The organism is uncultured Algibacter sp., from assembly GCF_947487575.1.
In the GTDB taxonomy this organism is placed as follows: Bacteria; Bacteroidota; Bacteroidia; order Flavobacteriales; family Flavobacteriaceae; genus Algibacter_B.
The window spans coordinates 90,932-104,112 of the sequence record NZ_CANKXG010000003.1; the positions used below are offsets into that span (position 1 = coordinate 90,932).

The window sequence follows — 13,181 nt, forward strand, 5'->3', positions numbered from 1 at the left end:
TAATTTACGATGAAAAAATTATTATCTATAGTTTTAATAATTAGTACAGTTTGCTTTAATAGTGTAAAAGCACAAAAAAACATTTCTATAGACACTACAAAGTGGGAAATTAAAGCCAAGTCTTATTCCTTTGAATCCTTTAAAGGTAAAGAGGCTATCAACATAAAATCAGGGTCTTTTAAGCTTAAAAACACGAAGTTTTTAAACGGCACTATAGAGTTTGATATTGTATTGAAAGGAAATCGTGCTTTTCCTGGTGTATATTTTAGAATGATTGATGACAAGAATGGAGAGCATTGGTATTTGCGTCCACACCAATCTGGTAATCCAGATGCAAACCAAGCAGCAGCAATTATTAATGGAGTAACACCTTGGCAATTATATTTTGGTAAAAAGTATTCGTTTAAATATGATTATAAATACAACGATTGGACTCATGTAAAACTGGTTGTAAACGATGATAAGGCTCAAGTATTTTTAGATTATTCAGATAAGCCCAATTTGTCATGGAATTTATTTACCGAAACGAAATGGGGAGATTTGGTTATTAACTTAGCAAATAAGGACGCTATACATATTGCTAATATTACGGTTGATAAAAAAGCTAATGATTTGGTTGATTTTAAAACTATAAACAGAAAGCCCATACCTAAATTAATAGAAAAATGGGAGGTTTCAAATGCTTTTAAAGAAGAAATCTTGGATGATTCTAACCAATTGCAATCAAAGCTTGAAAACGCTAAATGGATGGGGCATATAGAAGTTGAAGAAGGAATGGCTGCAAATATTTCAAGAAAAATTCAAATAAATAGAAAAAATGCCAATACTGTTTTTGCAAAAATTGAAATTATATCAGATAAAGACCAACAAAAACTATTTCATTTTGGGTATAGTGATAGAGTAGTAGCCATATTAAACGGGAGTTCTATATATAAAGGCAACAATAGCTTTAGAACTAGAGACTACAGATATTTAGGAACCATAGGATTATTTGATGCTGCATACCTCAATTTAAAAAAAGGAAAAAACACACTTATTATGGCAGTTTCTGAAAGTTTTGGAGGCTGGTTAATAACTGGGAAATTTGATAATTATGACGGATTAAAAATTAAATACTAAAACCATAACATATATTTAATGAAATATATACTAATATTTTTTTGTTGGATTAGTTTTAAGGTTTCAGGACAGGCTCTTCAAGATATTCAATATGGAAATAATTCAATTGTTGGTTCCTATGCAAATGTAAATGGGATTACTATGTATTATGAAAAATATGGAGAAGGAGAGCCTATTATTCTACTGCACGGCGGAACAGGGTCAATATCAGAATTTCAATTTCTAATTCCGTATCTATCAAAAAAATTTAAAGTATATGCACTAGATTTTAGAGGACATGGGCGAACAAATAATAATCTGGATGCAATGAGTTATTCATTGCTTACTAAAGATATTATCCAATTTATTAACTATCTTAATTTGAATACTATTAAAATTATCGGATATAGTGATGGAGGTATAGTTGCGTTAAAACTAGCAATTGATATCCCTGAAAAAATTGAAAAGATGATTGTTGTTAGTGCAAATAAATCAGTTTCAGACTTAAATAAACAGTTCATTGGTTTTGCCAAAACGATGATTACCGATAATAATTTAAAGAATGCTTACATAAAACGTGAAAAGAAAAAATATGACACTATTAATCCAGAGCCCGAGAAATACCAAAGATTTATGCAATTAATGGGGCAAATGTGGCTACATGACCCATATATTAAAAATCGTGATTATGCTAAAATAAGCACGCCTCTATTAATGGTGTATGGTGACAATGATGCTTTTCATTTCGATGCTATGATTGATATGTATAAAAATCTTAATTGTAAAAAGAAGCAATTATGTATATTACCAAATACCAATCATTTTGTATTTAAGAAAAAACATGCTAAAATCATCAATCCTATAATACACAAATATTTAGTTTCAGATTAATAATTCTGCATTTCATGAATAATACAAATCATAGATTATCTATTGAAAATATAGAAGATGTTATTAAAATCATTAATCCAATATTTTTGAATTCCCCTCAATTTGAATGTAAAAGTTTAAATGAAACACTAGGATTAAATTTGATTATTAAAAACGAAATTGAAAACCCTGTGAAGTGTTTTAAAGCAAGAGGAAGCGAAGTTTTTATTTCGAAGGCAAAATCAGGTTCTTATATAATATGTGCTAGTGCAGGCAATTTTGGACAAGCAATGGCTTACTCAGCAAAGAAAAAAGATATCAACCTAACTGTATATGCAAGTCATAATGCAAATGCTGTTAAAATTAAGAAAATGAAATCTTTAGGAGCAAATGTTATTTTATATGGAAACGATTTTGACGAGGCAAAGGTTGAAGCGAAACGGAAAGCACAAGAAATTAAAGCACGATTTATTGAAGACAGCCTTGATATAGAAAGTTTAGAAGGAGCAGGAACCATTGGGATAGAACTTTTAAAATATCCTAAAAAAATTGACACAGTATTAGTAGCTTTAGGAAATGGCGCACTATTAAATGGAATAGCAAGATTTTTAAAACATTACAATCCTGAAATAAAGATTATTGCAGTACAAGCTAAAGGCGCACCTGCAATGGTAAATTCTTGGAAAACAAACACATTAATAAAGCATGAGAAAAGTGAAACTATTGCAGATGGGGTTAATGTTAGAATACCTATTCCGCAAGCTTTAAAAGACATGAAAGGTATGGTAGATGATGCCATACTTGTTGAGGATGAAAGTATTATTAAAGGAATGAAGTTACTGTTTAAACATTTAAATTTGGAAGTAGAACCTTCTGCAGCAGTTGGTATAGCAGCCATTTTGGAAAACAAAAGCGCTTTTAAGAATCAAAACGTTGCTACTGTTATTTCTGGAGGAAATATTACTAAAGAACAAAAAGATAAGTGGTTAAAATAAAAATATAAGGATGGGGTGTTTTATCGAATATGTGATTTTTAAAACAGCTAAAAACTAGCTTTTTTTTTGGCTTTGGCAAACCTTGGAGAGTTATTCGAAAGATTTCTAATATTTTAGATTGGACTGTAAAGATGATAAAAAAGAATATTAGTAGTTTCGAATTGTTTCTTAAGCTCTCCATAAGTTTATTTTTCACTTTCATAATGAGTTTTTATAAGGACTTTAAAATCATTCAATTGTTACTGTATTCTAGGAGTTATTAAACATTTTATTTCTTTTTTAGAATGTAAATATTATCCGTTTCTTTTATTAGTAGAGTATTCTTTTCTGGTTGAAATTCAAAAAAATACCCGTATTTATAATTAGCAAAATAATTATTGTTAATCTTAATGGTTTCAAACTCTTTTCCTTGAGTTTCCACAATCAACTGGTTATTATCCGCTTTACAGGTTACTTGAATGGGCATAGTATTAGAAGCATATGTTCCCAATAAGCCTGTCAGTTTCTTATCATTTATTTTTACACCATTAAAATGGGGCAATTTGTAGTCGTTTTCTAAGCAAATTGCGACAACAGCACTAATTATATCATCCCTAGGGTATAAAATTCCGTTTGTGCAATAAGCAATTGAAAGCCCTACATCAGGAAAGTGAATCAGAGTAGTATAATATTCGTTTATTCTTCCTTCGTGACCATAAGCCAAAGAGGAGTCAAATTGAAATTTGAAAATACCCAATCCATAATCTTTATCAAAAGAAGTCATTAAGTTTAAACTTTTCTTTTCAATCAATTGATACGAAAATAGAGTATCTATAAATTTTAATAAATCTGATGTATTAGAAACAATAACACCTGCACCTAAATGATTTTCTGCAATATCTTCACGTTCTTGATTCCAATTACCTCCAGTATACTTATACGATTTACTTTTTTTTCTTGTGGAGTCCTTAGCTTGTTCATAATAAGTATTTTTAAGGTTAATTTTTTGAAATATGCTTTTTTGTAATAGTTTTTGATAAGACTCGCCTGAAATTTTTTCTAGAATAAGACTTAATAGAAAGAAATTTGTATTTGAATATTGGTGTTTTTTTCCTGGTTTAAATTGTGGTTTGTATTTTTCGATTATTGCAAGTAAATCCTTTTTTGATTTTTTTTCATATTTCCATTGTTGAAAATCTGTCTTATCAGAATAGTTTGCTAAACCACTAGAGTGATTTAGTAAATTTCTAACCGTAATCAATTCACTGTTGGGAACTTCTGAGAAAAATTTATTTAAATGGTCATCAAGCGATAACTGACCTTTCTCAATAAATTGAAAAACAAGAACTGCTGTAAACGTTTTTGTAACTGAGCCAATCCTATAAAATGTTTCTGTTGTTGATATTTTTTTTCTGATTGATTTAATAAAGAGTACCCAAAAGCTTTTTGATATACTAACTGATTGTGTTTTGAAATGGCAAGACTACCCATTCCAAGTTTATACTTGTCAAGATTTATAAATAAACTATCAAGTTTTACCTTGTCAATTCCTATTTTTTTAGTGGTTTGCCCAAAGGAAACACATATATTGAACAATAAAATGTAGCTTATCAGTTTATTCATTAAGCTTTTCAGTTTTTTAATGTTGGGCATAGTTACTTTTTAGTTTCTATTTCAATAATTTCTTTTCCGTATTCTCCAAGATATTGGCTTAATAAACTCTCATAAACTTTATAGCCATCATCAACATTTGTAAAAATCAACATTCCTTGTTTGGTTTTAGGGAAGATAAAAACAATGGTTTGAACGCCATTATCAGAGCCACCGTGTGAAAGTGCGAAATTGCCATCTCTGAAGTCATATTTTTCAAATCCCAATCCAAAATGCTTTCCTTTTTGGGAACTGACTTGGTTAGATTGCATTTCTTTGAAAACGTGTTCAGAGAGTCCATATCCATTTAATACGGCTGTTAAAAACGTTCCATAATCCTCTACTGTTGTGAGTAAATCATCCGCTCCATTAGCCACTTTTCTTTTATGAACTTTGTAACTCTTTCCACTTTTATCAAAACCTAAAGAAAGTCTTTGCTCTTCTATTTTATCGTCCCAAACATACCTAGTATCTTCCATATTAAAAGGTTCAAATATTAATTCTGACGCTAATGCACTTAGAGACTTGTTAAACCTGCTTTCCAATACCTTTCTTAAGTATTCAAAGCCTTCTCCAGAATATTGGTATTTTGTTCCAGGTGTGAATTGAAATTTCAACTTTTCATCACGCCAATTAGGGAAGCCTGTTTGATGACTTATCAAGTGCTTTATTGTTAGCAATTTATGTCTTTCATCATCTTTTAAGTCTGGGTCAGTCCAGTATTTGTAAACTGGCTCGTCCAAGCTTAACTTGTTTTGGCTTACTAACCTTAGAGCTATATAGGCTGTAACTGGTTTTGTTAAAGAAGCAACATTAAATATGGTGTTGATAGGTGCTTTTTTATTTTTGTTTAGATTCCCTATTACTTTAACTTCCTCTAACTGTCCGTTATTTATGATGCCAAGTCCAAGTATTGGGATATCATTTGCTATTAGCCATTTTTTAAGCTCAAATGGGTTGAACAAATCTTTAGTTTGTATTTCCTTTTTATTCTTATGATTATAGCTTAAACTTCTTTTGAGTTTCCAATCATTGTTTTCCAAAAGCCACAAATGATTAAAGTTCGCAGAACTCGCAAATTGTGCCTTTCCATTATTGAAGGTTTCATAAAAATTATGGATTCCAGTTTGAATAACAGCATACAACTTCTTATTGTTGTAAAGCGGATATATTTTTGTTGAGTAATTCAATAACTCTCTGCGTGATTGATATTGGTCTGGAGATTTGCAAAGTCCATTCTTCAATGCATTCAAAAATGCTACTTTATTTTGTTGACCACCTTTGTCGTGATAAAATTCAAAGTCGCTACTTAAATGTTTTTCAAACTGACTTACTTCACAAGTATTAAAGCCAATATTGAATAACAGACTGTCCTTTTTAATGATGTTTTTGTATAATTCGGTGTCGTTGGCAATTTGTGCTTTAGAGGTAAAGATTGTTAAAAGAAGGGCAATTATTACAATAAGTTTATTTTTTACTTTCATAATGAGTTTCAGTAAAGACTCTAAAATCATTTACTTTTTACAATATTTTAATTTAGGTTTTTTACAAAAGATTTTATTTCTGTAATATATCTTTCTTCTTGCTCTAACCATCCATAATGTCCACATTCATTCAAAAATATTAATCTAGAGTTTTTATAAACATTATGGGCTTTATATGCAGTTCCAGAACCAACCATATCTTGTCTTCCCTGAATAATTAAAACAGGAGTCTCAAGTTTAGACATTGCATTTTTCCAGTTATAATTTTTTTCATGTAAATCTTGAAATATTAATTTACTAATTTCAGGTTTTCCCTGAGTTAATCTATGTGCAACTTTTTCAATGTATTTATCTCCATATAGGTATAAAGGTGCTCTAAATCTCCCAACTTTATATTTAGCTAGATAAGTAGTGTCTCCTTTTTTTATCTTATTTCTCCAATAATTTAACGAATCTTTTTCTTGAGCGCTTTGTCGAATGTGAAAATTAGCTCCTAAATAAGTAAAAATATCCATATCGATTCCACCTGAACCAGAGAGAATCATTCCTGTCAAATTATTTGAATGTTTTGAAGCATAATGTTGAGCAAGAAAGCCTCCAAAACTGTGTCCTAACACAGCCCATTTGTTAATTTTTAAATGCTTCCTTAAGACTTCAATATCTTCCACCAGTAAATCCATATTTAAAGTGTTTGAATTCAAACTATTAAGCTTAGACTTACCTGTTCCCCTTTGGTCATATAGAATAACCATGTAATCGTCATTTAGGAGTTTAGCCAAGGACGAAAAACCTTCACAATTCATCCCTGGTCCCCCATTAATAATTAGAATTGGAGACCCTTGTCCATAAATTTTATAATGGATTGTTCCATAGTCAGTTTTTATTAAATGGTTAGTTTGACCTATTGTACCTATAGTAAACAATAGCGTTATCTTAAATATTAGTTTCTTCATCAACTCCATTTTTACTTTATTAATATTTTACAACGGTTGTTAACCATAGTTTTTTCTAGTACGGTCTTCTTGTGCTTTATTTGAAGTTGAATTTGTACAACTATTGGTAATTATTATAACCAACAGCAATAGATATTTAAGGTAATGTTTCATAAAGTTCGTTTAGGCTCGTTTAATAGACGCCCATTTTTGCTAGTTGTTACACTTTTCAGAAAGAGAATTAGTCTTTTTAATTGTGTCTAACACTAAACTCTACACCAATTCAACTCATAGCTTTACACGTTCAATTACTCATTTTGCAATACTTCAGACAAAGTCATTTGGTACGCTCTTAAAGCCACAAGATGAATTACTAAAAAAACGATTATAAAAAGCACAATAACAGGAACTAAAAACATCCATATATGCAACTCTATGCTATTAATATAGGTTTTTAAAAACCAATTTTGATAACCATACCAAGCTAAAGGAATGGCAATAACAATAGCTATAATAATCTGTGAAGCAACTTCTTTAGCTAGTAGTTTAGAGACATCCATTAATTCTGAGCCGAGGACTTTTCTAATGCCTATTTCTTTCATACGTTGGCTAATAGTGATTAATATTAAGCCCACAATACCAATTACGGCAATTATAATAGCAAGTATTGAAAATAAACTAAAGACAAATAAGAACGTTCGGTCTGATTTCAAGGTATTACTTATCTTATTTTCTAGAGACAAATAATCAAAAGGTTGTTCTGGGAAATAGTTCTCATAAATGGTTTTTAACTTTTGAATAATTTCGGTGGTATTATTACTAGCCACTTTTAAGGTTAAAAAGGCTTTGTGACTATCGGTAAGTCGTAATACCGTTGGTACTGGTTCGTTTTTGATGGATTGATAATAAAAATCGTCAACAATGCCTATAATTTTAAACTCTTCATTTCTACCTGTTACAACAAAGTTATTAATAGCTTCTTCTGGTGTTTTGTAACCAACACGTTCCATAGCTTTTACATTCATAATAATACTCTTGGTTCCAGTTTCTTTTTCGCCTTTCCTAAATAGTCTTCCTGCAAGTAGTTTTATATTGTAAAATTCTAGAAATTGGTCATCTATAGAGAGTTGGAAAAAAGAATTTGTGTCTGTTTTGTCGTACCCCTTTCTTCTACAACTAAACCAATGTTGAATTTCTTGACCAGGAATATCAGATGAAAAAGTAAATCCTTTTACTTCAGGAATTTGAGTCAATTCATCTTTCATTAAAAGAATTTTACTTTGTAATTCACTCTGTTTTTCTCCTGTTTTGGGCGCTTTAATTACTATACTTTGAGCATAATTAATACCCATATCTTTTTCCATTAAAAACGTAGCTTGCTTGTATGCTATAAGTGTACCGCAAAGCAATACAACTGAAATTACAAATTGCAGAGTAACTAATAGTTTTCTAAAAAAGACTCCTTCTCGTTTGTTTTTAAATTTCCCTTTTAAAACAGTTACAGGTTTATAAGATTGCAATATAACAGCAGGATAAATACAAGAAATTATAATGCCTAAAACAAAAATTACTATAAATGTACCTAAGAATTTAGAGTGCTCAAATAAATTAAAATCGCCTATTTGAGTAATGGTTTTAAACCAAGGATTTAAAGCATAAAATAATACAATAGTTATGGCTAAGCAAAGTATGTTAAAAAGGAAAGCTTCACTTAAAAACTGAGTTATTAAATTCATTTTAGAGGCTCCATTAATTTTTTTAACACCTACCTCGTTGGCTCTTTCTATAGAGCGTGCTGTAGTTAGGTTTATAAAATTAATCCAAGCTATAATTAAAAGAAAAATAGAAAATCCAAAAAGAATACTTATAATTTTTCCGTTAACAGGAGGCTCCGATTCATATTCTATATTAGAGGTTAAATGAATATCCTGCAACGGTTGTAAATAGTATGTATCTCTTTTGCCTTGCGAATCTAGACGTTCTTTATAATTGGTAGCTATCATCTCAGGAAGACCTTCGTTTTCTAGCTTTTTATAATCGCTATTTGGTTTTAGTTGTATAAAAGTACTGCCATAATCGTAGCCCCAACTTGTTCTAATTCTAGGACGTTGTTTGTAAATGGTTTCCATAGAAAACAAAAAATCGGATTTTACAATTGAATTTTTTGGCATCTTTTTATAAACAGCAGTTATCATGTAATCTTCATTACCATTTACTTTTATTGTTTTACCTAATGGACGTTCTTCTCCAAAATAACGCTCTGCTGCGAGGTGTGATATTGCTACTGTATTTGGCGCTTTTAAAGGGTCTTTTTCGCCTTGTAATAATGGAATTGTAAATACTTCAAATATAGAAGAGGTTGCATAGTACGTTTTATCTTCAGAATAAATAATTTTGCTTCCAGAGGCATTGTTATAGCTTATGGTTATTTCATTTTTTGGAGTTATCCTCGCATGATTTACAACATCGCTATAATGTTCTTTTAACCATTTTCCGGTTGGTGGAAATGAATTGGCTGTTTTCCATAACACTTCGTTATTTTGATAACGATTGTAAGCAACACGATAAATATCTTTGGCATTTTCGTGGTGGCTATCGTAGCTTCTTTGGTAATACACATACTCTAAAATAAACAAGGCACTTAGTATACCTATAATTAAACCAACTGCATTAATTATAGAAATAAGTTTATCTCTTTTTAAATTACGATAGAAAATATTTAGTTTGATAAAGTTCATTTTTATCTAGTTATTTAGTTAATTGGCTGTATTACTAATTGCTTGTTTCCATTACAATTTTTCCATCAAATAAGTTGATGACCCTGTGTGCGTAATTTGCATCACTTTCGGAGTGAGTTACCATAATAATAGTTGCACCTTCTTGACTTAGCTCTGTTAATAGATTCATAACCTCGGTACCATTTTTAGAATCTAAATTTCCCGTAGGTTCATCTGCTAACAATAATTTAGGCTCAGTAATTACAGCTCTAGCAATAGCAACACGTTGTTGCTGCCCTCCAGATAATTGTTGCGGAAAATGGTTAGAACGGTGGTCTATTTTCATGCGTTTTAAAACAGCTTTTACTTTTTCTTTTCGTTCTTTTTGATTGATGTTCATAAACGTTAATGGCAATTCAACATTTTCGTAAACCGTTAAGCCATCAATTAAATTAAAGCTCTGAAAAATGAAACCAATATTACCTTTTCTTGCTTTAGTTAACTCCTTTTCTTTTAGGTTGCCTATTTCTTTTCCATGAAACATATAACTACCATCGGATGGAATATCAATAAGTCCAAGTATATTTAAAAGGGTAGATTTTCCACAACCTGAAGGTCCCATTATAGCAATAAATTCTCCGTCTTTTACATGTAGATTTATATCGTTTAATGCCTTAGTTTGTATATCTTCTGTAATAAATATTTTAGTTAGGTTTTTTGTCTGTATCATGGTTATTAATTTAAAATAAGTTTATCGCTGTTTTCAAAATTTTTATAGCTAGATGTTATTACACTTTCGTTAGGTTCTAGACCTTCAAGAATTTCATAATATTGGGGGTTTTGTTTGCCTATTTTTATTTGGCGTTTAGTAGCAAAATTACCAGAAGCATCTACAACGTAAATCCAATTTCCGCCAGTAGTATTAGAAAACGCTCCTCTGCTAACAAGTATCGCATTTGTAGGTGTCCCCAATTCTAATTTTATAAAATAACTTTGTCCCGTTCTAATATTGTTTGGTTTTTCGTTTATAAAACTTAGGTCTATTTGAAATTCTCCATCTCTTACCTCCGGATATACTTTTTTAGTTTTTAAGGCGTAGGTTTCTCCATCGCGTTCTAAAGATGCAGAAACATGTCTCGTAACTCTATCAATATAATGCTCATCTATATTAGACTGTACTTTAAAATTGGTTAACACGTGTATCTGTCCTATACGTTGTCCTTGGGAAATGCTTTGCCCAATTTCGGCATCTAGCATTCCTAATTGGCCATCTATAGTTGCCCTAACATTTAAGTGTTCAATTCTTTCATAAACCATGGCTAAGGTTTTTTTCATTCGTATTAAATCGTTGTCTAATTCTTTTATACCTGTAGCACTTAATAACGAATCTTGCTTTGCTTTAAACTTGATAACATCGTACTGTTTAGAAGCCAATTCTTTTTCTTCTTTGGCTCTTATATAATTTTCTTTAGCTATTAATTCTTCTTCAAATAACGATTTGTTTTGCTCAAAAGACCTGTTTGCTTTTATAACTCTGTATTCTGCCTCAAGCAAACTTTTTTGATTAAAAACACGTTGCGACTCAAAATTTATTTTTGTTTCTCTTAAATTGTTTTGCTTAATAGCTAGGTTGTTTTCGCTTGCTAAAATTTGCTCATATAACTGCCTGTTTTCTAGCTTTAATATAATATCTCCTTTTTTTACAATACTGCCTTCTTCTATATATTTTTCAACAATTCTTCCGTTTTCGTAGGCATCAAGATATACTGTAGTAATGGGTTTTACAACGCCATTAATTGTAATGTAATCATTAAAATTAGAGCGCTTAACCTCTGTTATCGTAATTTCATTTTTTTTAACTTCTGATGATGTACTAGGCGTGCCTAAACTATTGTATAGAAATATTGCGATTAAAATAATTACAAGTAATCCTATGCCAATATGTTTGGGTTGTAGTGTTCTTTTCTTCTCTATTTTAGTATCCATTCTTTGTTATTATTTAAAAGGAAAAACAGCAATACCGCAATAAAAATCTATTGCCTTTTTTTGATATTGTAATTGTAAATTAATTCTAGTTCTTTCAATTTTAGCTTGTGCTAAATTATTTTTGGCAACCTCTAATTCGTAAATCGTAGCCAGCCCTTTGTTAAACTTTTTTTGAGCAAAATTAAAAGCGAGTTCTTTAGATTTTAAGTTGGACTCGTTCTCCTCTTTCTCCGCTAAAAGCGCAGTGTTTTTTTGAATTGTTTTTTGTATTTCTTTATAAAGTTCTTGCTTCTTTTGCTCTAGAATATTCTTTTCTTTTAAGATATTTATTTTAGCAATTTTTACATTGGAATGTTTCGACCATTTATTGGTAATCGGAATTCTTAAAGACAAACCAATGGATTTGGCAGCATTATTAGACAACTGGTCTAAAAAAGGAGTTATCAATCCATTTTCATCAATACTCGTTTCAAAATAACCTGTTCTATACGCCGCATTTAATGCTAATGATGGATAAAAATCACTCCTTCTAATGGCCAAGTTTTTTTCTGAAGCATTTACCTGTAATTCTTGTTGTTTAATAGACGGAAGAAATGCAATTGCTTTAGAAAAAACAGTTTCTAAAGTTAAACTATCAAGAGATTTTAATGCTACTAAATCGGGTTTTAGCTTTATACTCGTGCCATTAAAATTCATGATTTGAATAAGATTTAAAGTCGCTTCATTTAAGGCGTTTTGGGCTTGAGCTATTTCTAATTTATTAGTACCTAATTCAGATTCAATATCGTATAAATTAGATTTCGCTAGCAGTCCTAGTTCTATTTTTGAAGTTACCAACTCGTAGTTTAAATTAGAAATTTCTAATTTTTCTTTTGTGATTTGCAATAAATCTTCTCTAAATTTTACAAGATAGAAAGCGTTCATCACATCAAAAGAAAGGTTGTATTTTGCTTGCAAAACAGCTTCTAAGCTTGCATGATATAGTAGTTTTTTCTGCGACCTTTGGTGCCACTTTTTAAAATTATTAAACAGATTTAAAGACGATGTTACTCCGTAGGTGTTTGATGATGTTGCAGTATTGATAACCTCGTTATTATTTGGGTCTACATACCTACCAAATCGTCTGTTTAAATTTGATACAGCACTAAAGTCTGGCAAAAAATCTCGTTTAGATTGTTGAAACGATTCCTTATCAATCTCCGAATTGTAAGTTTTTGTTTTTTGGTCTAAGTTATTTTCACAAGCATAAATAATGCATTCCTCTAAAGTCCATAATTTTTGTGCATTACCATTTAAAGAAAAGGCAATGTAGGTTACAAAAATCAGGAAAGTGTTTTTCATTTTTTATTGTTTTGCATTTTATATAACGATATGCGTGCCAAAAAAATCAATATACTGAAATTCAATAGATTACAAGTATCATCAATATCTAATCATCATTTTTATGTAAAATATTTTTATACAAAGTGT

At 30.3% G+C, this 13,181-nt stretch carries 11 protein-coding genes; 3 read left to right on the plus strand and 8 right to left on the minus strand.

The features are described from left to right. The first annotated feature begins 9 nt into the window (after positions 1-9). The 3 genes from Q0870_RS04065 to Q0870_RS04075 are packed head-to-tail and all read left to right on the plus strand — an operon-like array spanning position 10 to position 2,963. Positions 10-1,119: a hypothetical protein gene (locus Q0870_RS04065; RefSeq protein ID WP_298551350.1), complete on the plus strand. Its 1,110-nt coding sequence runs from the start codon at positions 10-12 to the stop codon at positions 1,117-1,119. Positions 1,120-1,137: 18 nt separating this feature from the next. Further along, a complete protein-coding gene (locus Q0870_RS04070) occupies positions 1,138-1,989 on the plus strand; it encodes an alpha/beta hydrolase (protein ID WP_298551352.1) in 852 nt (283 codons plus the stop codon). Between the two features lie 14 nt (positions 1,990-2,003). Continuing rightward, positions 2,004-2,963, plus strand: coding sequence for a pyridoxal-phosphate dependent enzyme (locus Q0870_RS04075; protein WP_298551354.1), 960 nt, complete (start codon positions 2,004-2,006; stop codon positions 2,961-2,963). 268 nt (positions 2,964-3,231) lie between these two features. Here the strand turns inward: Q0870_RS04075 and Q0870_RS04080 are convergent, their stop codons facing one another. From Q0870_RS04080 to Q0870_RS04115, 8 genes are all read right to left on the minus strand, one after another. Beyond that, positions 3,232-4,347 (minus strand): serine hydrolase domain-containing protein, encoded by a 1,116-nt coding sequence (locus Q0870_RS04080; protein ID WP_363317923.1) that lies wholly within the window; start codon positions 4,345-4,347, stop codon positions 3,232-3,234. Next, entirely contained in the window at positions 4,236-4,565 is a 330-nt protein-coding gene (locus Q0870_RS04085) for a hypothetical protein (RefSeq protein WP_298551356.1), read from the minus strand. Before Q0870_RS04085 ends, Q0870_RS04080 begins: the two co-directional genes overlap by 112 nt. 32 nt (positions 4,566-4,597) lie before the next feature. Then, the gene (locus Q0870_RS04090; RefSeq protein WP_298551358.1) at positions 4,598-6,076 is read right to left on the minus strand and encodes a class A beta-lactamase-related serine hydrolase; all 1,479 of its coding nucleotides are present in this window, start codon (positions 6,074-6,076) and stop codon (positions 4,598-4,600) included. 47 nt (positions 6,077-6,123) lie between these two features. Continuing rightward, a complete protein-coding gene (locus Q0870_RS04095; protein ID WP_298551360.1) occupies positions 6,124-7,029 on the minus strand; it encodes an alpha/beta hydrolase in 906 nt (301 codons plus the stop codon). Between the two features lie 287 nt (positions 7,030-7,316). After that, entirely contained in the window at positions 7,317-9,746 is a 2,430-nt protein-coding gene (locus Q0870_RS04100) for an ABC transporter permease (protein WP_298551362.1), read from the minus strand. Positions 9,747-9,780: 34 nt separating this feature from the next. Then, entirely contained in the window at positions 9,781-10,455 is a 675-nt protein-coding gene (locus Q0870_RS04105) for an ABC transporter ATP-binding protein (protein ID WP_109403607.1), read from the minus strand. Positions 10,456-10,460: 5 nt separating this feature from the next. Beyond that, positions 10,461-11,711, minus strand: coding sequence for an HlyD family efflux transporter periplasmic adaptor subunit (locus tag Q0870_RS04110; protein WP_298551369.1), 1,251 nt, complete (start codon positions 11,709-11,711; stop codon positions 10,461-10,463). 9 nt (positions 11,712-11,720) lie between these two features. Next, positions 11,721-13,052, minus strand: a complete 1,332-nt coding sequence (locus Q0870_RS04115; RefSeq protein ID WP_298551371.1) for a TolC family protein — start codon at positions 13,050-13,052, stop codon at positions 11,721-11,723. Positions 13,053-13,181 lie beyond the last annotated feature (129 nt).

Excerpts from the sequence above, each read along its gene's own strand:
- Q0870_RS04105 (WP_109403607.1), bottom strand. The coding sequence starts at position 10,455 with ATGATACAGACAAAAAACCTAACTAAAATATTTATTACAGAAGATATA.
- Q0870_RS04070 (WP_298551352.1), top strand. The coding sequence starts at position 1,138 with ATGAAATATATACTAATATTTTTTTGTTGGATTAGTTTTAAGGTTTCA.
- Q0870_RS04085 (WP_298551356.1), bottom strand. The coding sequence starts at position 4,565 with ATGAATAAACTGATAAGCTACATTTTATTGTTCAATATATGTGTTTCC.
- Q0870_RS04110 (WP_298551369.1), bottom strand. The coding sequence starts at position 11,711 with ATGGATACTAAAATAGAGAAGAAAAGAACACTACAACCCAAACATATT.
- Q0870_RS04075 (WP_298551354.1), top strand. The coding sequence starts at position 2,004 with ATGAATAATACAAATCATAGATTATCTATTGAAAATATAGAAGATGTT.
- Q0870_RS04095 (WP_298551360.1), bottom strand. The coding sequence starts at position 7,029 with ATGAAGAAACTAATATTTAAGATAACGCTATTGTTTACTATAGGTACA.
- Q0870_RS04065 (WP_298551350.1), top strand. The coding sequence starts at position 10 with ATGAAAAAATTATTATCTATAGTTTTAATAATTAGTACAGTTTGCTTT.
- Q0870_RS04115 (WP_298551371.1), bottom strand. The coding sequence starts at position 13,052 with ATGAAAAACACTTTCCTGATTTTTGTAACCTACATTGCCTTTTCTTTA.
- Q0870_RS04090 (WP_298551358.1), bottom strand. The coding sequence starts at position 6,076 with ATGAAAGTAAAAAATAAACTTATTGTAATAATTGCCCTTCTTTTAACA.
- Q0870_RS04100 (WP_298551362.1), bottom strand. The coding sequence starts at position 9,746 with ATGAACTTTATCAAACTAAATATTTTCTATCGTAATTTAAAAAGAGAT.